Source organism: Cupriavidus phytohabitans (assembly GCF_000426345.1).
Lineage (GTDB): Bacteria > Pseudomonadota > Gammaproteobacteria > Burkholderiales > Burkholderiaceae > Cupriavidus.
In genome coordinates, this window is the sequence record NZ_AUFE01000009.1 from 1 (window position 1) to 24,271 (window position 24,271).

A 24,271-nucleotide genomic window follows, 5' to 3' on the forward strand; every position below is an offset into this window, starting at 1 on the left:
ACAAGTTTCTGTCCCCTTCGTCTAGAGGCCTAGGACATCACCCTTTCACGGTGAGTACAGGGGTTCGAATCCCCTAGGGGACGCCAAAACAGCCGGGCGTAATCAGACGTCCAGCAGTCGTCTCAAGCCAAATGCTTGAAACGACGCCGACTAAGGAGTGGTAGTTCAGTCGGTTAGAATACCGGCCTGTCACGCCGGGGGTCGCGGGTTCGAGTCCCGTCCACTCCGCCAAAATTAAACGCCCGCGCAAGCGGGCGTTTTTCTTTTCTGCTCCGGCTATTTCTTACGCATCGGTATAGAGGCACGCCCGCGGCAAGCGCAGGCGCGTGATCGAAGCTGCGATCGGCTCAGTCCTCCACCTCGGCGCTTACCCGCGCGAAATACCGCACCAGCAATCCGCCGGCAATGGCAAGGCTTACGCTGTTGGCCAGCCAGAACCCACTGGCCCCCTGGGTGAACGCCGGCAGGCCTTCGATCAGGCCGAACCCCAGCACATAGCCGCCGCCCAGCCCGATGCCCCACAACGACCCGGCGTAGATCAGCGTCGGAATCACCGCGATCTTGTAGGCGCGCAGGATAAACGCCGTCATCACCTGCACGGCATCGAACGCCTGGTAGAAGGCCACGAACAGCACCAGCGGCAGCGCGGCCGCCACCACGGCGGGATCGCTCGCATAGGCGTGCAGGATGGGTTCGCGCAGCAGCCACAGCAGCAACCCGGTCAGCATGGCCAGTGCCACGGCCGCACGGATGCCGCGCCAGGCAATGCGGCTTGCACCGGCGAGATCGCGTGCGCCGACATGCTGCGCGACCAGCGTCGAGGTGGCGATGCCCAGCGACAGCGGCAGCATGTAGGCAACGGCGCCCAGATTGGCGATGATCTGGTGCCCCGCCAGGGTGACCGTGCCCAGCCGCGTGATAAAGATCGACATCAGCGTGAACGAGGTGATCTCGATCAGGTACGTCAGCCCCATTGGCACGCCCAGGCGCAGCAGCGCGCGCAGCGGCGCGGCTGCCGGCCAGCTCCAGGTGGCGAAGATCCGCAGCGGCCGGTAGGCGGCGCTGTGGCGCAGGATCAGCAGCCCGGCGATGCACCACGTCCAGCTGATCAGCGTCGAGGCCAGCCCGCAGCCGGGACCGCCCATGGCGGGCACACCCAGGCCGCCGTGGATAAACCAGGCATTGAGCGGAATCTTCAGCGCCAGCCCGCCGACCTGCAGCACCGTGACCATGATCGGGCGCGACATCGCATTGTTGAGCGCCGAATAGATGCGGAAGGCGAGCGCCGCGGGCAACCCGAAGGCGCCGAAATGCAGGTAGGCGGTGGCCTTGTCGACCAGCTCGGGCGGCGCCTTGGCGAAGGTCAGCAATGGTGCCGGGAAGGCCAGCAGCAGCACCCCGGGGATCGCCAGCGCGGCGCCAAGCCACGCGGCCTGCCGCACCTCGGCGCCGATCGCCTCGACGCGGCCGGCGCCATAGAGCTGGCCGGCGACAGGCGCCAGCGCCTGCAGCACGCCCATCAGGCTGATATAGATCGTGACGTAGATCGAACCGCCAAGGCCGACGGCCGCAAGATCGGTGGCGGAGGCGCGGCCTGCCATCACGGTGTCGATGACGCCGAAGGCGATCACGGCCAGCTGGCCGGCCAGTACCGGCGCGGCCAGGCTGAAGATGCGGCGAAGGTCTTGGAACAGGGTCATTCAGGCCTCAGGGGCGATGTCAGGGGCGTAGACCGGGCACGATGCCCGCAGCCGCCTGCGGCCGGAATGGTTCGATGGCCCTGCGGGAGCTTAGCGGGGCTCGTACCGGTGCTGGATCAGGGCTGCCGCGGCAGGCGGCGGCGCGGCAGGTCGGGACGCGGGTGCACGGCGCGCGCGGTATCGACCAGCCGGTACATGCGGAAGCGCTCGTCGCGGTCCGCGGGGCGGCGGCCTTCCCAGATCAGCCGCCATTCGAAATGCGAGATATTGCCGGGCTCGCCATAGTCCACCGCATCGTGGCGCAGCAGTACGTCGCAGCCGTCGCCGGGTCCGCCAAAGCGGATATGGCCGAAGTAGGCGAACGACGCCAGCTGCGCATCGCCCATGCGGATCGGCTGCACGCACTGGTATGCGGGCGGCAGCGCCATCGCCGCGGCCTGGGCCACGTCACGGTAGGTCTTGCCGTAGTTGATCGATGGCAACCACAGCGTCATCGCCATCACCCACATCAGCGTGGTGCCGGCGGCCGAGATTACCACCGGCCGCCAGATCTGCTTGGGCGCGCGCGACAGGCGCCAGCGCACGATCAGCACCCAGGCAATGGTCGCCGCCAGCGCGATCAGCACCGCGGTGATCGTGAACTCATGCTGGTAGCCCGGCAACTGGCGAAACACGTTGCGCGCGACGCGCGGCGGCCAGCCGGTGGTCTTGGCGATCCACATGAACCAGACCGTGCCGCCGAAGATGGTGAAGAACAGCAGCGCGAACCAGTCGATCGCGTTGATCACGCCGCGCGCCAGCGTCGGCAGCGCGAAGGCTGCCAGCACCGCCATCGGCGGCAGCAGCAGGATGAACTGCACGTCGCCGCCGCTGCGTTGCAGGAACAGCAGCACCACGACAGGCAGCAGCACCGCCAGCGGCATGGCCACGTGGGCGGCACGGCGCATGCCGGCCCAGGCAACCCATGCCCACGCCGCGATCGGCCACACCGGCCACGTGTACAGGAACAGGTTGCGCATGTTGAAGCCGAACGTCTGCATGTTCGGCGAACCATAGTTGCGCCGGTCATAGCGCGCCCATTCGCGGATAAAGGTCACGGCTTCGGTACGGTCCATCGCGCCGAAATACGCCGCGGCCAGCCAGGCCGCGACGATTAGCAGCGCCAGCGGGATGCCGATGGCGGCAAGCCGACGCCACGGCAGCGGCTTGCACGCCAGCGCGCAGACCGCGGTGCCGAACAGCAGCGCCAGCGGCAGGATGGGGCCGCTGGCCAGCGCCAGGCCGCCGAGCGCGGCGCCATAGACCAGGCTGCCCATCAGCGGCTTGTCGAGGCTACGCACCAGCGCATACAGCGCCAGCGCGATGAAGGCTACCTGGCCAACCTGCGGCGTGGTCTCGTGCCCGCGCATGGCCAGGCCGACGCAGGCGAGGAAGATCAGCAGCGCGCCGTCGGCCAGCGTGCGGCCATAGTCGCGCGCATTGGGCTGGCCGCCGAACGCATAGGCGAACGGCTGGACCTCGTCGCGCCGGCCCAGCAGGTAGGTGCTGTACCAGATGCAGGCGCAGGTCGAGAAGAAGAACAGGGCTGTGGCCAGGCGCGCGGCGTCGGTGGGTCCCAGCCAGCTGCCGAAGCCGCGGATCATCAGGGCGCCGATCCAGAACACCAGCGGGCCGTCTTCCGTGAAGGGCCGGCCGACGATGTTCGGCATCAGCCAGTCATGCAGGCCGCCGGTAGCCAGTTGCCACATCACTCCGAAGCCGGCGGCGTCCTCGTTCTTCCACGGATCGCGGCCGAACAGGCCAACCAGGCCGTAGATGATGCAGATCGCCAGCAGCAGCGCGCGCGGCAGGGCGCCGGTCGCGGCAGCGGTCAACTGGACGGGTGAAGTATTGGCTTGACGCATCGATGCTCGGGTCGGGCCGTGGCGCAATGGCGCGAAGGCCACAGTATCGCGCATGCGGCGGCCGCGAGGGCCGTGACATGCCGTAGAAGCCTCACGCGGGTGAGGGATTCCGGTGGATACAACAGTGAACAGTGCCGGCGCCGGTCGGCCGGTGGCACGCAACTGGCGGGCACAAAAGAAAAGAGGCAGCCGATGCTGCCTCTTTGCTGGTTCGCGCCGGCCCGGAGCATCTGTCCGCGGGCCGCGCGAAGCGGGGTTCGCCGAAAGCGATTACTTCGCAGCCTTGCCCAGCTTGTTGCCGAACTTCTGGCGGAACTTCTCGACGCGGCCAGCCGTGTCCATGATCTTCTGGGTGCCGGTGTAGAACGGGTGCGATTCCGACGAGACTTCGATCTTGGCCAGCGGGTATTCCTTGCCGTCCTTCACGATCGTGTCCTTGGTCTGGATGGTCGAGCGGGTGATGAAGCTGAAGTCGCTGGACATGTCCTGGAACACGACTTCGCGGTAATTCGGGTGAATGCCTTCTTTCATGATGAGTCCTTTCTGGTTGGGTAGCCAGTCCGTTGCGATCCGCGCTTTACTGCTGAATTCACCGCTGAAAACACGACGCGTCGACGAACGAACCACTTGCCGGTAACGGGCAAACCGGAATTATGGCAGAAAAACAATGACTTGGGGAAGAGTAAGAGGCATATCACGCGCTGGCCGGGCTGGAAGGCTGGATATGACTTTTTACTCACATCGCTGCGGGATCCTGGCGATAAAAAGAGGCTAGCGACTCGTAGACAACCGGCCAATGCCGGGACAGGCCGCCCGGCTCGACAAAAAATGCTTCCGACGTCACCGCAAAGAATTCGCCGGGTGTCTCGCTACCGTATGGGTCGATGATGCGCAGCGCCGGCGGCAGCCGTTCGGGATGCTCCCAATCCGACTCCTTGCGCGCCTCCCACGCCTCGGCAAAGCGGTCGTACTCGGTGAGGAAGGTTTCCGCCCACGCTTCAGCATCGATATCCGGATGCAGCACGCGCGAGAAGGGCGGTACGCCGTCCGGCTCGCCGTCGAGCATGTCCAGCTTGTGGGCAAACTCATGGATGACCACGTTGTAGGTGTCGGCCGGCAACTCGTGTTCGCTGTCGATGCCGGCGCCCGGCGTGTGCACGTCCGGCCAGGACAGGATCACGGGGCCATGTTCCCAGGCTTCGCCGCTGGCTTCCTCCACCACGCCGTGCACGAGGCCGATCTCGTCCTGCACGGTACGGCGGATAATGAATTCGCCGGGGTACAGCACGATGCCGTGCCAGCCACGGTACCACGCCAGCCCAAGCTTCAGGATCGGCACGCACGCCTGCACGGCGACGCTGACGACCATGTCGTCGGCCAGCGGCAGTTCGTGCGCGGTGGAGTATTCCTTCTCCGCAATGAACAGCGTGGCCAGCTCGCGCAGGGCGGCCAGGTCTTCGCTGCCATAGCGCTGCACGAACGGCAGCGTGGCGATGGTGCTCTCCCACAGGTCGTCGGGGATCGCATAGTGCTCCAGCTTGCGGGCCCTGGAGCGGGTGCGCAGGAAGGCAGTCAGTTTGCCGAGCATAGGAAACCCATCGGACAACAAAAAAGCGTGCCGTGGCACGCCTTTTTGTTCGTCTTACGGCGCGTCTCTGAGCGGTATGCCGCAGCGAGGCTTAGCCGCCTCTGCGCATCATATCGAAAAACTCCGCGTTGTTCTTCGTGGCCTTCATCTTGTCCATGATGAACTCCATGGCCTGCACTTCGTCCATGTCGGAGATGAACTTGCGCAGCACCCAGATCTTCTGCAGGATGTCCGGCTTGATCAGCAGTTCTTCGCGGCGCGTGCCCGACTTGTTCAGGTTGATCGACGGGTAGACGCGCTTCTCGGCCAGGCGGCGTTCCAGGTGCACTTCCATGTTGCCGGTGCCCTTGAACTCTTCATAGATCACGTCGTCCATGCGGCTGCCGGTTTCGATCAGCGCAGTGGCGATGATGGTCAGCGAACCACCTTCTTCCAGGTTGCGCGCGGCGCCGAAGAAGCGCTTCGGACGCTGCAGCGCGTTGGCGTCGACACCGCCGGTCAGCACCTTGCCCGAGGCCGGCACCACCGTGTTGTAGGCACGCGCCAGGCGCGTGATCGAGTCCAGCAGGATCACCACGTCGCGCTTCAGCTCGACCAGGCGCTTGGCCTTCTCGATCACCATTTCGGCAACCTGCACGTGGCGGATGGCCGGTTCGTCGAAGGTGGACGCCACCACTTCGCCGCGCACCGAACGCTGCATCTCGGTCACTTCTTCCGGACGCTCATCGATCAGCAGCACGAACAGGTCGGCTTCCGGATGATTGTTCGCGATCGCGTGTGCAATGTGCTGCAGCATCACGGTCTTGCCGGACTTGGGCGAGGCCACCAGCAGGGCGCGCTGGCCGCGGCCGATCGGCGCGATCATGTCGATGATGCGGCCGGTGATGTTCTCTTCAGCCTTGATGTCGCGTTCGAGCGTGAGCGGCCGGTTCGGGTGCAGCGGCGTCAGGTTCTCGAACATGATGCGGTTCTTGACCGCTTCGGGAGGCTGCCCGTTGACCTTGTCCACCTTCACCAGCGCAAAGTAGCGCTCGCCATCCTTGGGCGTGCGCACCTCGCCTTCGATCGAGTCGCCGGTATGCAGGTTGAAGCGGCGGATCTGCGACGGGCTGATGTAGATATCGTCCGTGCTGGCCAGGTACGAAGTCTCCGGCGAGCGCAGGAAGCCGAAGCCGTCCGGCAGAACTTCCAGCGTGCCGTCTCCGAAGATGGTTTCGCCCATCTTGGCGCGCTTCTTCAGGATCGCAAACATCAGTTCCTGTTTGCGCATCCGCTGTGCGTTGTCGATCTCGAGCGTTGCCGCCATTTCGAGAAGCGCAGACACGTGAAGCGATTTGAGTTCTGTCAGGTGCATAGACGAGGGGTACAGATTTGCCCGGACGGGCGAGACTGAAAGAGAAGGGGGAAAAATGAGCGAACGCTCGGGGAGTTGTTGGTGGCATCTTAGCACAATCCAACCGGTGCGCCAGGGTGTGGCGCACGCACGTCGGATCGTGACAAAACCGGAGCGGTTGGTTTCGCTCCGGCGCGCAGCTTACAGGTTGCCGTCGAGGAACGCGGTCAGTTGCGACTTGGACAGCGCGCCGACCTTCTGGGCCGCGACCGCGCCGTTCTTGAACAGGATCAGCGTCGGGATGCCGCGGATGCCGAACTTGGCCGGGACCTGCTGGTTTTCATCGACGTTGATCTTGGCGACCTGCAGCTTGTCGCCATAGTCCTTGGCGACTTCGTCCAGGATCGGGGCGATCATCTTGCAGGGGCCGCACCATTCCGCCCAGAAGTCGAGCAGGACGGGCTTGTCGGACTGGAGGACGTCGGCGTCGAAGGAGGCGTCGCTCACATACTTGATTTGTTCGCTCATGGCGGAAAACCTCTGGTTTCGCTCTGTTTATGTTGAAGGCCGGGAAGCTGGATAGGGCAGAACCGTAACCTTACACGAGATTGCTCGGACCCGCCGAAGACGCCTTTGCCGCCTGCCGGCTGGCTCTGGCGGCCGCAGCCGCGCCCGTTGCTGGCAATATGTTACCAGTTTGCCGATTTTCAAGACTGGCACTGGTACGGGGCTGAAAAACGTCGCCGGCAACGCTAATGATTCTGCTGCAATCGGGTGATTAGTAGAAATGCTTATTTTCAATGGCGCCAAGAGATTCAGGCAATCGGCGTGGGTGCCATGGCGTGCACATGCGGGCTCGGCGCGGTGCCGGATCCGCGTTGCGTGCGCGTAGAATAGAAAGCGGTCCGCGGGCCGCGCACCGGCCGGCTGACCTCACGAACCCTGCTCTCCCGAGAAGGCCATCGACAAGGTCATCGATATGAACACCGATCCCCGCAAGCCTACCCAGCCCGAATCCGGCCAGACGCCGGACGTGGACCATCTGAGCGATGCGCTGGACCATATCAGCAGCGCGGTCGAGACCAACAGCATTGCCAGCGGCGCCGCCAAGGGCCTGGTCTACAGCATCATCGAAACGCTGGGTACCCTGGTGGGCGACCCGGACCTCCCCGAGCATGCGCGCTCCGGCTACGAGGGCCTGCTCGAAACCGCGCGCGAGATCCGTGCCCGGCTGGAGGGCGGCACGCACTGAGCGGCCCGCCCGAGCGCAAACGGCTCCGCGCACCGCGCACCGGGGCCCTTCCATGAATCGCCGCCCGCCGTGCTGGCCGGCGGCGTCCGGTATTCCCTTTGCCTTGTTCCCTGACGCCTCTGACGCCCCTGACGCCCTTGACGTCTTCCCCGACCGACGCAGTTACCGCAGCCATGCCGCGCTGCGGCCCACGAGCCCATGACGTCGCTAAGTTTTCGCCCTGGCCCTGATTTCCTCGGGCAGGCGGCCACCGCTGCCTGGTTTTTCCTGGACCGCTGCGGCGCGCCCGAAGCCGGCGCGCACGTGGTGGTGCCGACCGCGGCGCAGATCCCGGGCGTGCGCGAGGCGCTCGACGCCGCCGCGCGCGCGGCCGGGCGGCCGCGCCTGTTGCCGCGCGTGCTGACGCTGGGCCACTGGCTGCTCGACCTGCCGCCTGACGGCACGCCGGTGCGCAGCCACGCGGCGCGACTGCTGGCGGTGCAGCAGGCCGTGCGCGGGCAAGAGTGGCTGCGCCGCGCCTTCGGCGCGCAGAACGAGACCGCGGCGTGGGGCCTGTCGCAGACGCTGCTTGCGATTTGCGACGAGCTGAATGGGCGTTGGCTCGAGGACGCCGCCATCCGCGATGACGACGACATCGACGGCGACGACCGTGCCGCGCTGCTGCAGGGCGCGCTGGAACGCACCTATTCGCGCTTGTCCGAACGTTTCCTCGGCGAAGAGGCGCGCATCGTGCTGGCATTCTGGCAAGCGCTGTCCGGGCCGGACGATCCGCTGCCGGCGCGGCGCCGCGTGCTGCGCGAACTGTCGCAGCAACTGCGCGGCCCGGTGGTGTGGATCGCGCCGACACCCCCTACGCCGCTCGAAGCCGCGTTCCTGCGCGATGCCGCCGAACTGGTGCCGGTGCTGCAAGTTGGCTATGACTGGGCGGGGCAGGGCGAAGCGGACGCCGATACCAATACCGACTGGTACCGGACGCTGCTGTCGCTATGGCCCGAAGCACGGATAGCCGGGGATGGGGAGGTCATCGCGCCGCCGCCTGCCACGCCGGCACTGCCCGGGCAACGCCCGGCCCTCCGCGTGATTGGCAGCGCGCGCTTCGAGGACGAAGCCGCGGCCGCAGCGGCGCAGCTTGTGCAATGGCTCAACGAAGGACGCCGCCAGGTCGCGCTGGTGGCCCACGACCGCGTGGTGGCGCGGCGCGCGCGCGCGCTGCTGGCACGTGCCGGCGCCCCGGTGCGCGACGAGACCGGCTGGAAGCTGTCGACCACGCGCGCGGCCGCTGCGCTGATGCGCTGGTTCGACCTGCTGGTGCGCGACGGCGATACCGCGGCACTGCTCGACCTGTTGAAAAGCCCGTTCTGCCTGCCCGATTTCGCCGAGCGTGGCGCGGCCATCGCGCTGCTGGAGCGCCAGGTGCGGCGCGAGGGCATTACCGGCGGCTGGCCGCGCCTGCGGCAATTGTTCGGCAGCGCACCGACGAGGGGGCCCGAGCCTGGCAGCGACGAGGGTGAGGCAGCCGAGGCGCCGCGTCGCGCCGCACGGGCGCTGGTCGTGCTGCTGGCCGACGAGGCGGCACGCTGGCCGCGCGGCCTGGCGCAGCATCCGCTGGCGACGTGGCTGGAGCGGCTCGACGGCATGCTCGATGGCCTCGGCATGCGCGCCGCGCTGGCGGCCGACGACGCGGGCAGCCAGTTGCTCGATGCACTGGCGCGGCTGCAAGAGTTGCCGCAGGACGAAACCGGTGGCCATGCCACGCTGTCGCAGGGCGAATTCCGCGCCATGCTGTCGGCGCTGCTCGAATCGGTCGCATACAAGGAGCCTTCGGCAAGCGGCCCGGCACGCATCACCATCCTGCCGCTGAACGGCGCGCGCATGCGCCGTTTCGAGGGCGTGGTGATCGTGGGTTGCGACGATGCGCAGTTGCCTTCGAGCGCGGCCGAGCTGATGTTCTTCTCCAACCAGATGCGGCGCGAGCTCGACCTGGAGGACCGCGAGGCGCGCTTCGCCCAGCAGGCGCGCGACCTGGCAGAAGTGCTGCTGAACAACGACGAGGTGGTAATGACCTGGCAGCGGTTCGGCGGCCGCGGCGAACCGCATCACGTGTCGGGCTGGATCGAGCGGCTGGCGGCATGCTGCGCGCGCAGCGGCGTCGTCATCGACGGCAACGCGGTGCCGCAGGCCTATCAAACCTTCGCCGAACCGCAAGGCATGCCCGCGCCGTGTGCGTTGCCGGAGCTGGTGCCGCAGCGCTGGAGCGCGCAGGCCTACAACATGCTGCGCCGCTGCCCATACCAGTTCTTCGCCGGCCGCATGCTCGGCCTGGCCGGGCTGGAGATAGTCAGCGACGAACTGGAAAAGCGCGAGATCGGCGAGCACCTGCACCGCGTGCTGCTGCGCTACCACAAGGATCTGCACGCACGGCGCGAGCGCGGCGAGCCGCTGCCGCAAGACCAGCGCCCGGCGCGGCTGCGCGAGATCTCCGACGATGTGTTCGGCGCGCTGATGGCCGAAGACGGCAATGCCATCGCCTATTACCGGCGCTGGTGCGAGGTGCTGCCCTCGTATGTCGCGTGGCAGGCGGCGCGCGAGGCCGAGGGCTGGTTCTGGCGTGGCGGCGAGCTCGATGCCGGCATCGACCTGCCCATGCCCGACGGCCAGCCGCTGCGGCTGACCGGACGCATCGACCGCCTCGACCAGGGGCCGGACGGCGCGCATGCGGTGCTCGACTACAAGACGCAGAGCGCCACGCGGCTCAAGCGCAAGCTGGCCGAGGTCGAGGAAGATTGCCAGTTGCCGTTCTACGGGCTGTTGCGCGCCGACGCGGTGGACGGCAGCTGGGTGTCGCTCGAAGGCGCTAAGGAAAGCGCGCGCGACACCTCGGCAGCGGCGCAGCGCGAGGTCGGGCTGCCCGACTTCCAGGCCGCCGTCACCTGGCTCGAGCGGCAGATGCGCCATGATGTGATGCGGCTGCGCCAGGGAGCCAGGCTGCCGGCATTTGGCGATGCCTCGGCCTGTGTGTATTGCACCGCCCGCGGCCTGTGCCGCAAGGGCTTCTGGGAATCCACCGCCGTGCCGGTGCTGAAGACATGATGGTCCACGATCCGCTCAATACCCAGGTCCAGCCCTACCAGCGCGATGGCCATCCCGTGGCTGAGGCCGAGTTCACCCGCGCCGCCTGCGATCCCGTGCGCTCGGTCGTGGTCGAGGCCTGCGCCGGCAGCGGCAAGACCTGGCTGCTGGTGGCCCGCCTGGTGCGCCTGCTGCTGGCCGGGGCCGCGCCGCACGAGATCCTCGCGATCACCTTCACGCGCAAGGCCGCCGAAGAAATGCGCGACCGCCTGCTGGAAGTGCTGGCGCAACTGTCGCGCGATCCCGACGACGTCGTTGTCGCCGCGCTGGTGCAGCGCGGCCTGAGCCCGGAAGCCGCGCGCGAGGCGCTGCCGCGCGCGCGCCGCCTGCATGCGCAGGTGCTGGCCGCGCCCGGGCGCATGGCGATCGATACCTTCCACGGCTGGTTCGGCACGCTGCTGCGCGGCGCGCCGCTGGCATCGGGCATCGTGCCCGGCGCGTCGCTGCGCGAGGATGCCTTGCGCATGAAGCGTGAAGCGTGGGCGCCGGTCTGGCGCGCGCTGGCCACGCCGCAATACGCCGACCTGCGTGCCGCATGGGAAACGCTGGTCGACACCGTGGGCGACTTCCAGGCGCGCGCGCTGCTTGACGCCATGTTCCATGCCCGCAGCGAATGGTGGGCGATGCAGGAAGGCGGCGATCCGCGGCAGGCATTGTGCGACTGCCTTGGCGAAGACGCGCAGGGCGATGTCCTGCTGCAGGCGCTGGCCGACGAAGGCTGGCGCGATGCCTGCGAGGCGCTGGCGCTGCGCCTGGGCGCCGGTGGCAAGACCGAGCAGACCCATGCCACGCGCATCACCGACGCGCTGATGGCCATCACCGCCTGGCGCGAAGCCGGCGCACCACCGGGCAAGGCAGCGGGCAAGGCCGCGGAACGCGTGTTCGCGCAACTGCGCGCGGCGTTCTTCACTACCACGGGCGAGCCACGCTCGCTGCGCCGGACCAACGCGCTCATCAAGGCAGCGGGGGGCGAGGGCATGGTCGACACGCTGCTCGACCAGCACGCGTCCATCTGCGCGATGCTCGACGAGATCAGCGCCCGCTGCTGCGAGGCCGCGGTGCTCGCCATCAACCAGGCGCTGTTCTGCATCGGCGACGCATTGCTGACGCGCTACCAGGAGCACAAGCAGGAACAGCGCGCGATGGATTTTGCCGACCTGGAATGGCAGGCCGCGCAATTGATGTCCGACGAAGAGGCCGCGACTTACCTGCAGGTGCGCCTGGACGCGCGCTACCGCCACCTTCTGCTCGACGAGTTCCAGGATACCAACCCGCTGCAGTGGCGCATCCTGCAGGGCTGGCTGGCCGGATACGCGGGCCTGGGCGAGCGGCCGACCGTATTCCTGGTGGGCGATCCCAAGCAGTCGATCTACCGCTTCCGCCGCGCCGACGCGCGCCTGTTCGGCGCTGCCGGCGAGATGCTGCGCGACGCATTCGGGGCGACGGTGCTGCGCACCAACCGCACGCGGCGCAACCGTGCCGAGGTGCTGGACTGGGTCAATGCCGTGTTCGACGCGGCGCGCGCCGAAGGGCGCTACCCGCTGTACGAGACGCAGACCTCGGCGCTGGCCGAAGGCGGCGGTCCGGTGTGGCTGCTGCCGCTGGTAGAGGCCGAAGAGAGGTCCGAAGACAAGTCCGAAGGCAAGGCAGGCGACAGCGAAGCGAACGAGCCAGGAGCACAGGCTGGCGACGACGCCATGCACCGCGATACGCTGCTGCAGCCGCGCCGGCAGTCCGGCGATTCGCTGCGCCTGGAGGAGGGGCGGCGCGTGGCCGCGTGGCTGCGCCATGTGCGCGACACCGTGCCGGTGCACGAGAACGGCGCCACGCGCCCCGCGCGCTGGAGCGACATGCACCTGCTAGTGCGCCGCAAGACCCACCTCGCCGACTACGAGCGTGCCCTGCGCGAGGCCGGCATTCCATGCCTGAGCCCGCGTCGCGGCGGCCTGCTGGCCACGCTGGAGGCGTTGGACCTGTCGGCATTGCTGGCCTTCCTGATGACGCCGGAGTCCGACCTCGATCTCGCCCATGTGCTGAAGAGCCCGCTGGTCGGAGCGACCGACGATGACCTGCTGGCCCTGGCGCAGCTGGAAGGCGAGGGCGGCTGGTGGGCGCGCATCGAAGCCAACGACCTGCCCGGGCACGTCTCGGACGCGCTGCGCGAAGGCGTGCCGCGGCTGCGCCAGTGGCTGCGGATCGCGCCGCACATGCCGGTGCACGACCTGATCGACCAGATCTTCCACGGCGGCGAAGTCCGGCGCCGCTATGCCGAGGCCGCGCCGCCGGATATCCGCGAGCAGGTGCTGGCCAATCTCGATGCCTTCCTGAAGCTGTCGCTCGACCTCGACGGTGGCCGCTATCCGAGCCTGCCAAAGTTCATCGACGAGCTGCAGGAAATCCGCCGTGGCGACGAGGGCGAGAGCCCTGACGAAGGCGGCATGGGCGACAACGCAGAAGACATCGAGCCGGCCGAGGACGATGCCGCCTTCGCCGGCCTCGATGCGGTTCACATCCTGACCGTGCATGCGGCCAAGGGCCTGGAGGCGCCGTTCGTGGTGCTGCTCGATGCCAACCACAGCGATCCCGCCGCGGACAAGGGCGGGATCCTGGTCGACTGGCCGCCGTCGTCGCCGGTGCCGCTGCATTTCTCGGCGTACGGCAAGCGCAGCGAACGCGGACTGGCGCGCGCGCCGATGTTCGAGGCCGAGTTGGCGCTGGGCGAGCGGGAGAACTGGAACCTGCTGTATGTCGCCATGACGCGGGCGCAACAAGGCCTGCTGGTCAGCGGCGTGAAGGGCCGCACCAGCCGCGCCGGCGCCGGCGAGAACAACGCGGAGATCGCCGGCAGCTGGTACGTGCGGCTGCAGGGTGCCGGCGTGGGCGAGATGTTGCCCGCATACCCAGAACACCTGGCGCAAGCGGCCGACAGCGAGGCGGCCATACCGGCGCGCCTGAGCGAGCCGGTGCGCTTCACCGACTTCCGCATGCGCTACCGGGACGCCGGCGCGCTGCCATCGTTCGAGGACGACGCGCAGGCCGATGAAGAACCGTCGGAAGGCGACGGCATCGTCTTCAACGCCGCGGCGGCCCGCCATGGCGAACTGGTGCATGCCCTGCTGGAGCGGCTCACGCGCTATCCGGAAGCCTTTGCCGGCATTCCGGACATCGCCACGGTGCTGCGCTGGTTCCCGCTGACCGGCGCGCATTCGCCCGAGGCGCGGCAGGTGTGGCGCGATCAGGTCGATGAAGCGCTCGCGGCGGTGCGCGCGATGCTGGGCGCGCCGGCGCTGGCGCCGCTGCTGTCGGCGGACGAGGCCGGCAGCGCGCGCAATGAAGTCGAGCTGTATGACGCGCGTGGCCGGCTGCTGCGTATCGACCGGTTGGTGGAATTCGACGACCGCGTCGTCATCGTCGACTACAAGCTGCGATTGCTGCCGCAGGAGCACGCGGCCTATCGCGCGCAGCTGGGGCGCTACGTGGCGGCGGTCGCGCCGCTGTTCCCGGGCAAGCGCATCGAGGCCGGCGTGGCAACCGCGGACGGAGAGTGGATTCCCGCCGAGCGGCTGGCACCGCCGATGCTGACACAGCAGGGTTCGCTGTTCTGAGCGGAGCGCCGGACAGCGTCGGTAAATCGGCGCAGAATGGGCCCTGGGTGCGCCGTGTCCGGCGCACGCCGGCCGGCATGCTGTACTAAAGTGACAAGGACGGCGCCGCAAGCGGCGTGGGCATGCCGATGCGAAAAGCTGTTCGCGGGAGCGTGGTGAAGCGTTGGAAGGGTGAAGCTGGAGGGGCGAGGTGGGGCGTAGAGGTGGACGAGCCTGACCCTCGGCACTGGTGGAAAACGGCTGTGGCTGCTTCGTTCCCGACCTGACCAGGTTGACCGCGCCACCATGCGAGGAGGCCCGTCCGAGCGGCATTGTAACCTAGTCCGGGGCGTTGCGTCGAATTGCCTTGTCCGCCGCGGGTCATTGCATGCGGCAAAGCGCCGGCTTGATCTGGCGCAGGCAGTGCAGGCCGCGCTGGCCCGACCATGACAGGCCGCCGCACTATCAGCGGCGCGGCGCGCCGGCGATGCGCGTCCCGGATCCACTGATTCACCCAACCACGGAGCGTGGTGAGCCCAGACATGAACGCAAACGACCAGATCATTCACGGTGCCATGGCGCCGCAGGAAATCTCCACCGAAGTCCTGATCGAAAAATACGCCAAGGGCGAAGAAGGCAGCATTGCCGAGGTCAGGCAGCGCGTGGCGCGCGCGCTGGCACAGGCCGAGCCCGAAGGCGAACGCGAGGCGTGGAGCGCGCGCTTCCTGTGGGCACAGGAACACGGCTTCGTGCCGGCCGGGCGCATCAATTCGGCCGCCGGCACCGGCATCCAGGCTACGCTGATCAACTGCTTCGTGCAGCCGGTGGGCGACTCGGTGTCGGAAGCGCGTGATGGGCGACCCAGCATCTACACCGCGGTGGCGCAGGCGGCAGAGACCATGCGTCGTGGCGGTGGCGTCGGCTATGACTTCTCGGCGATCCGGCCGGCGGGCGCGCTGGTGCGCGCGACGCATTCGCGCGCGTCGGGGCCGGTGTCCTTCATGAAGGTATTCGATGCCTCGTGCGCGACGGTGGAATCCGCCGGCGCGCGCCGCGGCGCGCAGATGGGCGTGCTGCGCTGCGACCATCCGGATATCGAGAGCTTTATCCACGCCAAGGACAAGGGCGACCTGACCAACTTCAATATCTCGATCGGCGTCACCGACGAATTCATGCGCGCGGTGCAGGACGATGGCGAGGTCGAGCTGATCCATGAAGCCGAGCCCGGCGCCGACATGATCGCCGCCGGCGCCTACCGCCGCGACGACGGCCAATGGGTGTACCGCCGCCTGCCGGCGCGGCAACTGTGGGACCAGGTCATGCAGGCCACCTACGACCACGCCGAGCCCGGCATCCTGTTCCTGTCGCGCATCAATGCCGACAACAATCTCTATTACTGCGAGCGCATCGAGGCCACCAATCCCTGCGCCGAGCAGCCGCTGCCGCCGTATGGCTGCTGCTGCCTGGGCTCGATCAACCTGACGCGTTTCGTTCGCCAGCCGTTCTCGCCGCAGGCTGAATTCGACTTCGATGCCTTTGCCGAAGTGGTGCGCGTGGCCACGCGCATGCTCGACAACGTGCTCGACGTGACCTTCTGGCCGTTGCCCGAGCAGCAGGCCCAGGCCCACGCCAAGCGCCGCGTCGGCCTGGGTTTCCTGGGGCTGGGCAGCGCGCTGGTGATGCTGGGCCTGCGCTACGACACCGAGCCGGCGCGGCAACTGGCGGCGCGCATTGCCGAACGCATGCGCGACGAGGCCTATCTGGCCTCGACAGAACTGGCGGCGCAGAAGGGCGCCTTTCCGCTGCTGGACGTCGACGCCTACCTGCAGAGCGGCTTCGCCAGCCGGCTGCCGCAGGCCGTGCGCGATGCCATTGCGCGCAATGGCCTGCGCAATTCGCACCTGTTGTCGATCGCGCCGACCGGCACGATCACGCTGGCCTTTGCCGACAATGCCTCCAACGGCATCGAGCCGGCCTTCTCCTGGACTTACAACCGCCGCAAGCGGATGCCTGACAACAGCTACCGCTCGTTCGAGGTGGCGGACCACGCCTGGCGCCTCTACCGTCACATGGGCGCCGACATGGCGCAGTTGCCGGACAGCTTTGTCACGGCGCTGCAGATGTCGGCGCTGGACCATATGCGCATGCTGGAAGCGGTGCAGCCATATATCGACACCAGCATCAGCAAGACCGTCAACGTGCCGGAGGACTATCCTTACGAGGCCTTCCGCCACCTGTACCTGGAGGCCTGGCAGGCGGGACTGAAGGGTCTGGCGACCTATCGCCCCAATTCGGTGCTTGGCGCGGTGCTGTCCGTCCACGCGCCAGCGGCAGCGCCTGCGGCGGTGGCCGATGACAACCCGCTGGTGCGCCCGTTCAACAGCCGGCCTGTCGGCGACCTGGAGGGCGTGACCTCCAAGGTCGAATACCTGACCTACGAAGGCCACAAGACTGTCTACCTGACCGTCAACTTCATGCGCGTGGCGGGTGTCGTCGACGGCAAGCCAGTGGCGATCGAGCGGCCGGTGGAGTTCTTCATGCCGGCGGGGCAGCGCAGCGAGGGCCAGCAGTGGATCACCTCGACCATGCGGCTGCTGTCGATGGTGGCGCGCTCGGGCGGCTCGGTCGCCAAGGCGCTGGCCGACATGCGTAACGTGGTGTGGGACAAAGGCACCGTGCGCTACGGCTCGCTGGTGCGGCAGGACGGCACCGAGGTGCCGCGCTTCCATGATTCGGAGGTGGCGGCGCTCGGCTACGCGCTGCAGCGCATCCTGATCAAGCGCGGCTTCCTCGATGCGGAAGGCGCTCAGGTGCCGGTGACGGCGCTGGCGGCCCGGCTGGCGCAGCGCGACGGCGGCGGAGCGGCTGCCGCCGAGGCCGGGATCACGGTCCAGGCCAGCGCAGGCGTGGTCACCCCCGGCGTGGGCACCGGCAAGCCTTGCCCGGAGTGTGGCGCGCACGCCCTGCACAAGGTCGACGGCTGTGCGAAATGCGCCAATTGCGGCTACGTGGGCGAATGCGGCTGACCCCGTCCCGCGCCTGAAACCCGCCAGCGGCGCGGCGCCGCTGGCAGGCCTGGGCTCCAGGCCGCAAACTCCGGCCGCACGGCGGGCTGGGGCGGTCGCCATTTGCTACAATCGCCGCCATGAGTTATCAAGTTCTAGCGCGCAAATGGCGCCCCAGGGATTTCACCACGCTGGTCGGCCAGGAGCACGTGGTCCGCGCGCTCACGCACGCGCTGGAACAGCAGCGGCTGCACCACGCCTACCTGTTCACCGGTACGCGCGGGGTCGGCAAGACCACGCTGTCGCGGATCCTGGCCAAGGCCCTGAACTGCACCGGCGCTGACGGCAATGGCGGCATCACCGCCCAGCCATGCGGAGTGTGCAAGGCCTGCACCGAGATCGACAGCGGCCGTTTCGTCGACTACATCGAGATGGACGCCGCCTCCAACCGCGGCGTCGACGAGATGGCGCAACTGCTCGACAAGGCGGTGTACGCCCCCGGCACCGGGCGCTTCAAGGTCTACATGATCGACGAAGTGCACATGCTCACCAACCACGCCTTCAACGCCATGCTGAAGACGCTGGAAGAACCGCCCGGGCACGTCAAGTTCATCCTCGCCACCACCGACCCGCAGAAGATCCCGGTCACGGTGCTGTCGCGCTGCCTGCAGTTCAACCTCAAGCAGATGCCGCCGGGGCATATCGTCTCGCACCTGGACCATATCCTGGCGCAGGAAGGCATCGGCCACGACGGCAATGCGCTGCGGCTGCTGGCGCAGGCCGCGCACGGCTCGATGCGCGACGCGCTGTCGCTGACCGACCAGGCCATCGCCTACAGCGCGGGACAGGTCTCCGAGGAAGCGGTGCGCGGCATGCTGGGCGCGATCGACCAGGGCTACCTGGTGCAGTTGCTCGATGCGCTCGCCGCCGAGGAAGGCGCCGCCATGCTGGCCATCGCCGATGCCATGGCCGACCGCAGCCTGTCGTTCGCCGGCGCGCTGCAGGACCTGGGTTCGCTTCTGCACAAGGTGGCGCTGGCGCAGGCCGTGCCGGCTTCGGTGCAGGACGAATGGCCGGAGGCGGACGATGTGCGCCGCCTCGCCGGCGTGTTCGACGCGCAGGAAGTGCAGCTGTTCTACCAGATCGCCAACCTCGGACGCAATGAACTGGCGCTGGCACCGGATGAGTACGCCGGCTTCACCATGACGCTGCTGCGCATGCTGGCGTTCCGGCCGTCGGCGTCGCCTGAGCCGGCGCCTCCGACCGTGGCGCAAGGGCAGGGCGGCGGCGCCGCGCCGTCGCGCCCGCGCAGTGCGGCGCTGGCGGCCGATCCGGCCACGCCCCGGCATGCCGCCGTGGCGGCTGGGCCCGCACCGGCTGCTGTCACGGCGCCGGTGCCGACGGCGGCAAAGCCCGCCGCCCCGGCACCCGTCTTCGATCCAGTGGCCGAGCCCGCAGCACCAGTTGCGCCAGCCGCACCGGCCCGGCCCGCGCACGACGCCGCCATGTCGCCAGCCCGTGCCGCGCTGGCGGCCGCACGTGCCGCCTCCGCGCGCGGTGGCGCGCGCAATGCCCCGCCGCCGCCTGCCGCGCCCGCCGCTGCAGCGGCTCCCGCGCAGCGCCCGCCGGCACAGCCTTTGCGCGCGCCGGGTGCCGCAGCCGTGAGCCGTCCCGCCGCGCCCCCGGCCGCGCGCCGGCCTGAACCGGAATCGGTGCCGCCGTGGGAAATTGCCGGCGGCAGCGATGTGCCGCCATGGGAAGACCTGCCGCCGGACCTGCCTGTCATCGGTCCCTATGACAGCGACCCGGGCTACCGCGCCGACGAGCGTGACAATGGCTTCGGCGACAACGGTTTCAGCGAGCCGCCGGTCCGTGCCAATCCACGCAACGGCGCGACCAGGCCCGCCAGCGCGCCCGTGCGCGAAGCCGAAGCTGTGCGTGAGGCCGCCGCGCCGGCTGCACCCGCTGAGGGCGCCAAGCTAGTCGCCCCACGCCCGCCCGCAGCCGGCGAAGACGGCTCGCCGCCGGTCTTCACCGGCGACTGGCCGGCGCTGGCTGCCGGCCTGCCGCTCAAGGGCCTGGCGCAACAGCTGGCATACCAGAGCGAACTGACTCAGGTGGTCGGCAATACTTTCAACCTGCGCATCCCGGTGGCCGCCCTCGGCGAGAACGGCGTCGCCGAACGCCTGCAGCAGGTGCTGCGCGACCACTTCGGCCAGCCGGTGCGCGTGCTGTGCGAAGTCGGCGCGGTCGCGGTCACCGCCGCGGCGGCCGACGCCCAGGCACGTGCCGAGCGCCAGCGCGAAGCCGAGGCCGCGATCGAGGCCGACCCCTTTGTGCAAGGACTGCTGCGCGACTTCGGCGGCCAGATCGTGCCGGGCTCGATCCAGCCGCGCGCGGCCTGACGGCCCGGATCTGCCACCATCCGCCACGAATTTCCACCACAGATTTCCTACCGAATCCAGGAGCGTTCCATCATGATGAAAGGTCAACTCGCCGGGCTGATGAAGCAAGCCCAGCAGATGCAGGAAAACATGAAGAAGATGCAGGAGCAGCTGGCCCAGATCGAGGTCGAGGGCCAGTCCGGCGCCGGTCTCGTCAAGGTGGTCATGACCTGCAAGAACGACGTCAAGCGCGTCACCATCGACCCCAGCCTGCTGGCCGAAGGCGAGGACAAGGACCTGCTGGAAGACCTGGTTGCCGCCGCCTTCAACGACGCTGTGCGCAAGGCCGAGGCCACCACGCAGGAAAAGATGGGCTCGATGACCTCGGGCCTGCCGCTGCCCCCTGGCTTCAAGCTGCCGTTCTGAAGGCAGGGGTGAAAGCGGGTGTGAAGGGTTCCGCGCCGACTTCGCTGCAGGCGCTGGTCGAGGCGCTGCGGGTGCTGCCGGGCGTCGGGCCCAAGTCCGCCCAGCGCATGGCCTACCACCTGCTGCAGCACGACCGCGAGGGCGCGCGCAAGCTGGGCGACGCGCTGCGCGGCGCGGCGGACCATATCCGCCACTGCCAGCGCTGCAATACCTTCACCGAGCAGGAGATCTGCGAAACCTGCCTGGACGACCGCCGCGACGCCGCGCTGCTGTGCGTGGTGGAAACCCCGGCCGACCAGGTCATGATCGAGCAGACGCTGACTTACCGCGGCAAGTACTTCGTGCTGATGGGCCGGCTCTCGCCGCTGGACGGCATCGGCCCGCGCGAGATCCACCTGGACCGGCTGCTGGCGCGCGCCACCGAGCCTGAGCTGGGCGGCCCGGTCGGCGAAGTCATCGTCGCCACCAACTTCACCAGCGAAGGCGAGGCCACCGCCCACTACATCGGCGAAATGCTCAAGGCGCGCGGCCTCAAGGTGTCGCGCCTGGCGCGCGGCGTGCCGGTCGGCGGCGAGCTGGAATACGTCGACGCCGGCACCATTGCGCGCGCGGTGATGGACCGCCGCACTCTCTGATCCCAGCGGCGCGGGGCGGCATGCCCGCGCCGGACTTTTCCGCGTCTGCCTGCCCCATGAACCTGGCCCGCTTCGATCTCGTCACGCTTGGCTTGTTCGTCGCCGTGGCGCGCCAAGGCAGCATCTCGGCCGGCGCGCGCCAGTCGCACCTGGCCGTGGCCGCCGCCAGCAAGCGCATTTCGGACCTGGAGAACGCGGTGGGCGCGCCGCTGTTTTTCCGCCATGCCGCCGGCGTCCAACTGACTGAAGCCGGGCAGGCCTGCTTCCACCATGCGCTGACCATCCTGCAGGATGTCGAGCGCATGGCCGGCGTGATGTCCGACTATGCGTCCGGCGTGCGCGGACAGGTGCGCGTCTGCGCCAACACATCGGCGATCACGCAGTTCCTGCCGGACGACCTGGCGTCGTTCATGCAGCGCCATCCCACCATCCGCATCGAACTGGAAGAGCAGAACAGCCGCGACATCGTTGCCGCGCTGGTGGAGAACCGCGCCGATGTCGGCATCTTTGCCGACCGCACCCCGGCGGCGGGGCTGATGACGGTTGAGTACCGCCAGGATGAGCTGGTCATCATCACGCCGCCCAACCATCCGCTGGCTGCGCGCGGCCCGGTGCGCTACGCCGATACGCTCGAATTCGACTTCGTCAGCCTGCCGCAGGAAACCTCGCTGGCGGCGCGGCTGCTCGAGGAAAGCAGCCGGCTCGACCGACCCTTCCGGCTGCGCATCCAGGTGCGCAGCTTCGACGCCATGTGCCGCATGGTGATGGCCGGACTCGGCGTGGGTGTGCTGCCGCGCATCGCCGCCGAGCCGCACGTCAAGTCGATGGGTTTGTCGCTGGTGTCGTTGCAGGATGCCTGGGCGCGCCGCTCGCTGCTGATCGGCCTGCGCGACCCGGCCGGGCTGACGGTGTCGGCGCGGCTGCTGATCACCCATCTGTGCGGGGATAAGGCGCCGTTCTGACGCCCTGGGCGCCAGGCGCCCCCGGAGCCTTTCGCGTTCCGAGAAAACCCGCTTCTCCGATTGCCGATTCCTGGCTCGCCCCTGGCTGGGGCACACTCCGTGCCAATGACAGACGCGGCGGTATCGATCCCACGGATCGAATTTTCGCGGCGCAACAAATCCCCCGCATTGCACGGAGACACGCCATGGCGCAACAGATCCTCGAGGGCATCCGCGTCCTCGAACTCGGACAACTTATCGCCGGCCCCTTTGCCGCGAAGACCCTGGCCGATTTCGGCGCTCACATCATCAAGGTAGAGCCGCCCGGGCAGGGCGATCCGCTGCGCAAATGGCGCATGCTGCACGAAGGCACGTCGGTGTGGTGGGAAGCCCAATCGCGCAACAAGGAATCGATCTGCATCGACCTGCGCCAGCCGGAAGGGCAGGCACTGGTGCGCAAGCTGGCCGCCGAGGCCGACGTGCTGATCGAGAACTTCCGCCCTGGCACCATGGAGAAGTGGGGCCTGGGCTGGGACGTGCTGCATGCCGACAACCCGCGCCTGATCATGCTGCGCGTGTCGGGCTACGGCCAGACCGGCCCGAAGAAGGACGAGCCGGGTTTTGCCGCTGTGGCCGAGGCCATGGCGGGACTGCGCCACCTGACCGGAGAGCCGGGCCGCGCGCCGGTGCGCGCCGGGTTGTCGCTGGGCGACACCATCGCCGGGCTGCACGGCGCCATGGGCGTTCTGCTGGCGCTGTACCAGCGCGATGCGCGTGGCGGCGAAGGCCAGGTGATCGACGTGGCCCTCTATGAATCGCTGTTCAACCTGAGCGAAAGCCTGCTGCCGGAATACTCCGCCTTCGGCGCGGTGCGCCAGCCCGCCGGCGGGGCGCTGCCCGGCATCGCCCCGTCCAACGCCTACCCCTGCAGCAGCGGCGAATACGTGCTGGTGGCGGCCAATGGCGATGCCATCTTCAAGCGCATGATGCAGGCCATCGGCCGGCCTGACCTGGCCGATGACCCGGCGCTGGCCCAGAACGACGGCCGCGTGAAACGCGTCGACGAGATCGATGCCGCCATTGCCGACTGGACCCGCACGCAGACGGTGGAATCGGTGCTGGCCGTGCTGCGCGAGGCGCAGGTGCCGTCGGGCCGCATCTATACCGTCAAGGACATTGCCGAAGACCCGCACTACCGCGCCCGCGGCGTGATCGAGTCGGTGACCTCGGCCGGCGGCCTGACCGTGGAAGTGCCGGGCGTGGTGCCCAGGCTGTCGGCGAGCCCGGGCGGCATCCATGACCGCGCGCCCACGCTGGGCGAGCATACCGATGCAGTGCTGAAGCAGGCGGGCTTCGATGACGCCGCCATTGCCGACCTGCGCGCCCGCAAGGTGATCGCATGAGCGCCGCCGCCCAGCTGCGCGGCCCGGCCCGCGTCGAGATCAATGAAGTCGCGCCGCGCGACGGCCTGCAGATCGAGCCGGTGGTGGTGCCTACCGACGGCAAGGTCGCCTTCGTCGACGCGCTGTCGGCGTGCGGCTTCGCCCGCATCGAAGCCACCTCGTTCACGTCGGCACGGGCCATCCCCGCGCTGGCAGATGCCGAAGCGGTGATGCACCAGATCCAGCGCTTCACCGGCGTGCGCTACACGGTGCTGGTGCCCAACCTGCGCGGCCTGGAACGCGCGCTGTCGTGCCGGCCGGACGAGGTCAACCTGGTGATGTCGGCCAGCGAGATGCACAACCGCGCCAACCTGCGCATGACGCGCGAGCAATCGCAGGCGCAGTTGCTGGCGATGATCGAAGCCGCCAGCACGGCCGGCGTGCCGGTCAATATCTCGCTGTCGACGGTGTTCGGCTGCCCCTTCGAGGGCGAGGTCGAGGCCGGCGCAGTGATGGCGCTGGCCACGCGCTTCGCCGAAGCCGGCGCGGCGGGCATCACGCTGTGCGACACCACCGGCATGGCCTATCCCACGCAAGTGGCCGCGCTGTGCGAGCGGTTCCAGGGGGCGCTGCCCGGCACCGGCCTCACCATCCACCTGCACAACACGCGCGGCATGGGCCTGGCCAATGCGCTGGCGGCATGGGAGACCGGCGTGGCCCGCTTCGACGCGGCCGCTGGCGGCCTCGGCGGCTGCCCGTACGCGCCCGGTGCCAGCGGCAACGTCAGCACCGAGGACCTGGTCCACATGTTCGACTGCATGGGCGTGCAGACCGGCGTCAACCTCGGTGCGCTGCTCGATGCGGTAGCCGGCCTGCCCGCGCTGGTCGGCCGCGACATCCACAGCCAGTTGCTCATCGCCGGCCCGCGCCTGCGCACGCACCAGCCGCCGGCATGGATGGCGGAGCATTTCGCGGCGCAAGCCTAGTGCCGCACCCGGACAACAACAA

The 24,271-nt window shown here is 68.4% G+C and carries 16 protein-coding genes, 2 tRNA genes and 1 other RNA gene; 12 read left to right on the plus strand and 7 right to left on the minus strand.

The genetic code is table 11. The annotated features are described in order from the left end of the window. The first annotated feature begins 10 nt into the window (after nucleotides 1-10). Both K309_RS0108970 and K309_RS0108975 read left to right on the plus strand, forming a co-directional pair. Nucleotides 11-86: transfer RNA gene (locus K309_RS0108970), tRNA-Glu, on the plus strand. 68 nt (nucleotides 87-154) lie between these two features. Then, nucleotides 155-231 (plus strand) — tRNA-Asp (locus tag K309_RS0108975). A gap of 116 nt (nucleotides 232-347) precedes the next feature. Here K309_RS0108975 and K309_RS0108980 read toward each other — a convergent pair. The 6 genes from K309_RS0108980 to trxA form a co-directional block, all read right to left on the minus strand. Then, nucleotides 348-1,700 carry an MATE family efflux transporter gene (locus K309_RS0108980; protein WP_029046114.1) on the minus strand — a complete coding sequence of 451 codons (1,353 nt, stop codon included), beginning with the start codon at nucleotides 1,698-1,700 and terminating at the stop codon, nucleotides 348-350. Nucleotides 1,701-1,816: 116 nt separating this feature from the next. After that, nucleotides 1,817-3,604 carry an ArnT family glycosyltransferase gene (locus K309_RS0108985; RefSeq protein WP_029046115.1) on the minus strand — a complete coding sequence of 596 codons (1,788 nt, stop codon included), beginning with the start codon at nucleotides 3,602-3,604 and terminating at the stop codon, nucleotides 1,817-1,819. A gap of 270 nt (nucleotides 3,605-3,874) precedes the next feature. After that, nucleotides 3,875-4,135, minus strand: a complete 261-nt coding sequence (locus K309_RS0108990) for a type B 50S ribosomal protein L31 (protein ID WP_012353195.1) — start codon at nucleotides 4,133-4,135, stop codon at nucleotides 3,875-3,877. 205 nt (nucleotides 4,136-4,340) lie between these two features. Continuing rightward, nucleotides 4,341-5,192 (minus strand): M90 family metallopeptidase, encoded by an 852-nt coding sequence (locus K309_RS0108995; protein WP_029046116.1) that lies wholly within the window; start codon nucleotides 5,190-5,192, stop codon nucleotides 4,341-4,343. 91 nt (nucleotides 5,193-5,283) lie between these two features. Continuing rightward, nucleotides 5,284-6,546 carry a transcription termination factor Rho gene (rho, locus tag K309_RS0109000; protein WP_029046117.1) on the minus strand — a complete coding sequence of 421 codons (1,263 nt, stop codon included), beginning with the start codon at nucleotides 6,544-6,546 and terminating at the stop codon, nucleotides 5,284-5,286. Nucleotides 6,547-6,726: 180 nt separating this feature from the next. Then, nucleotides 6,727-7,053: a thioredoxin TrxA gene (gene trxA, locus K309_RS0109005; RefSeq protein ID WP_029046118.1), complete on the minus strand. Its 327-nt coding sequence runs from the start codon at nucleotides 7,051-7,053 to the stop codon at nucleotides 6,727-6,729. 451 nt (nucleotides 7,054-7,504) lie between these two features. Between trxA and K309_RS0109010 the strand changes: the two genes are divergently transcribed. From K309_RS0109010 to K309_RS0109020, 3 genes are all read left to right on the plus strand, one after another. Further along, nucleotides 7,505-7,777, plus strand: coding sequence for a hypothetical protein (locus K309_RS0109010; RefSeq protein WP_029046119.1), 273 nt, complete (start codon nucleotides 7,505-7,507; stop codon nucleotides 7,775-7,777). A gap of 198 nt (nucleotides 7,778-7,975) precedes the next feature. Then, nucleotides 7,976-10,867, plus strand: coding sequence for a PD-(D/E)XK nuclease family protein (locus K309_RS0109015; protein ID WP_029046120.1), 2,892 nt, complete (start codon nucleotides 7,976-7,978; stop codon nucleotides 10,865-10,867). Further along, nucleotides 10,864-14,511: a UvrD-helicase domain-containing protein gene (locus K309_RS0109020; protein WP_029046121.1), complete on the plus strand. Its 3,648-nt coding sequence runs from the start codon at nucleotides 10,864-10,866 to the stop codon at nucleotides 14,509-14,511. Before K309_RS0109015 ends, K309_RS0109020 begins: the two co-directional genes overlap by 4 nt. A gap of 203 nt (nucleotides 14,512-14,714) precedes the next feature. Here the strand turns inward: K309_RS0109020 and ffs are convergent. Further along, nucleotides 14,715-14,813, minus strand: an RNA gene (gene ffs, locus K309_RS39535) — signal recognition particle sRNA small type. A 219-nt stretch (nucleotides 14,814-15,032) separates the two neighbouring features. Between ffs and K309_RS0109025 the strand changes: the two genes are divergently transcribed. The 7 genes from K309_RS0109025 to K309_RS0109055 all read left to right on the plus strand — a co-directional run bounded on the left by K309_RS0109025 (nucleotide 15,033) and on the right by K309_RS0109055 (nucleotide 24,249). Continuing rightward, nucleotides 15,033-17,516, plus strand: coding sequence for an adenosylcobalamin-dependent ribonucleoside-diphosphate reductase (locus K309_RS0109025; RefSeq protein ID WP_029046122.1), 2,484 nt, complete (start codon nucleotides 15,033-15,035; stop codon nucleotides 17,514-17,516). A 119-nt stretch (nucleotides 17,517-17,635) separates the two neighbouring features. Beyond that, on the plus strand, nucleotides 17,636-19,900 hold the full coding sequence (locus K309_RS0109030) for a DNA polymerase III subunit gamma/tau (RefSeq protein WP_029046123.1): 2,265 nt from the start codon (nucleotides 17,636-17,638) through the stop codon (nucleotides 19,898-19,900). A 72-nt stretch (nucleotides 19,901-19,972) separates the two neighbouring features. Next, nucleotides 19,973-20,305: a YbaB/EbfC family nucleoid-associated protein gene (locus K309_RS0109035; RefSeq protein WP_012353187.1), complete on the plus strand. Its 333-nt coding sequence runs from the start codon at nucleotides 19,973-19,975 to the stop codon at nucleotides 20,303-20,305. A gap of 20 nt (nucleotides 20,306-20,325) precedes the next feature. Then, complete coding sequence (recR, locus tag K309_RS0109040) at nucleotides 20,326-20,940, plus strand: recombination mediator RecR (protein ID WP_029046124.1); 615 nt, start codon at nucleotides 20,326-20,328, stop codon at nucleotides 20,938-20,940. 56 nt (nucleotides 20,941-20,996) lie between these two features. Next, complete coding sequence (locus K309_RS0109045) at nucleotides 20,997-21,902, plus strand: LysR family transcriptional regulator (protein WP_029046125.1); 906 nt, start codon at nucleotides 20,997-20,999, stop codon at nucleotides 21,900-21,902. A 185-nt stretch (nucleotides 21,903-22,087) separates the two neighbouring features. Next, nucleotides 22,088-23,284 (plus strand): CaiB/BaiF CoA transferase family protein, encoded by a 1,197-nt coding sequence (locus K309_RS0109050; RefSeq protein WP_029046126.1) that lies wholly within the window; start codon nucleotides 22,088-22,090, stop codon nucleotides 23,282-23,284. Continuing rightward, nucleotides 23,281-24,249, plus strand: coding sequence for a hydroxymethylglutaryl-CoA lyase (locus tag K309_RS0109055; protein ID WP_029046127.1), 969 nt, complete (start codon nucleotides 23,281-23,283; stop codon nucleotides 24,247-24,249). The genes K309_RS0109050 and K309_RS0109055 overlap by 4 nt, the downstream gene beginning before the upstream one ends. Nucleotides 24,250-24,271: the final 22 nt, after the last annotated feature.

Coding starts and splice junctions, on each gene's coding strand:
- K309_RS0109035 (WP_012353187.1), top strand. CDS start 19,973: ATGATGAAAGGTCAACTCGCCGGGCTGATGAAGCAAGCCCAGCAGATG.
- K309_RS0109020 (WP_029046121.1), top strand. CDS start 10,864: ATGATGGTCCACGATCCGCTCAATACCCAGGTCCAGCCCTACCAGCGC.
- K309_RS0109030 (WP_029046123.1), top strand. CDS start 17,636: ATGAGTTATCAAGTTCTAGCGCGCAAATGGCGCCCCAGGGATTTCACC.
- K309_RS0109025 (WP_029046122.1), top strand. CDS start 15,033: ATGAACGCAAACGACCAGATCATTCACGGTGCCATGGCGCCGCAGGAA.
- rho (WP_029046117.1), bottom strand. CDS start 6,546: ATGCACCTGACAGAACTCAAATCGCTTCACGTGTCTGCGCTTCTCGAA.
- K309_RS0109050 (WP_029046126.1), top strand. CDS start 22,088: ATGGCGCAACAGATCCTCGAGGGCATCCGCGTCCTCGAACTCGGACAA.
- K309_RS0108980 (WP_029046114.1), bottom strand. CDS start 1,700: ATGACCCTGTTCCAAGACCTTCGCCGCATCTTCAGCCTGGCCGCGCCG.
- K309_RS0108985 (WP_029046115.1), bottom strand. CDS start 3,604: ATGCGTCAAGCCAATACTTCACCCGTCCAGTTGACCGCTGCCGCGACC.
- K309_RS0109055 (WP_029046127.1), top strand. CDS start 23,281: ATGAGCGCCGCCGCCCAGCTGCGCGGCCCGGCCCGCGTCGAGATCAAT.
- K309_RS0108995 (WP_029046116.1), bottom strand. CDS start 5,192: ATGCTCGGCAAACTGACTGCCTTCCTGCGCACCCGCTCCAGGGCCCGC.
- trxA (WP_029046118.1), bottom strand. CDS start 7,053: ATGAGCGAACAAATCAAGTATGTGAGCGACGCCTCCTTCGACGCCGAC.
- K309_RS0109015 (WP_029046120.1), top strand. CDS start 7,976: ATGACGTCGCTAAGTTTTCGCCCTGGCCCTGATTTCCTCGGGCAGGCG.
- K309_RS0109045 (WP_029046125.1), top strand. CDS start 20,997: ATGAACCTGGCCCGCTTCGATCTCGTCACGCTTGGCTTGTTCGTCGCC.
- K309_RS0109010 (WP_029046119.1), top strand. CDS start 7,505: ATGAACACCGATCCCCGCAAGCCTACCCAGCCCGAATCCGGCCAGACG.
- K309_RS0108990 (WP_012353195.1), bottom strand. CDS start 4,135: ATGAAAGAAGGCATTCACCCGAATTACCGCGAAGTCGTGTTCCAGGAC.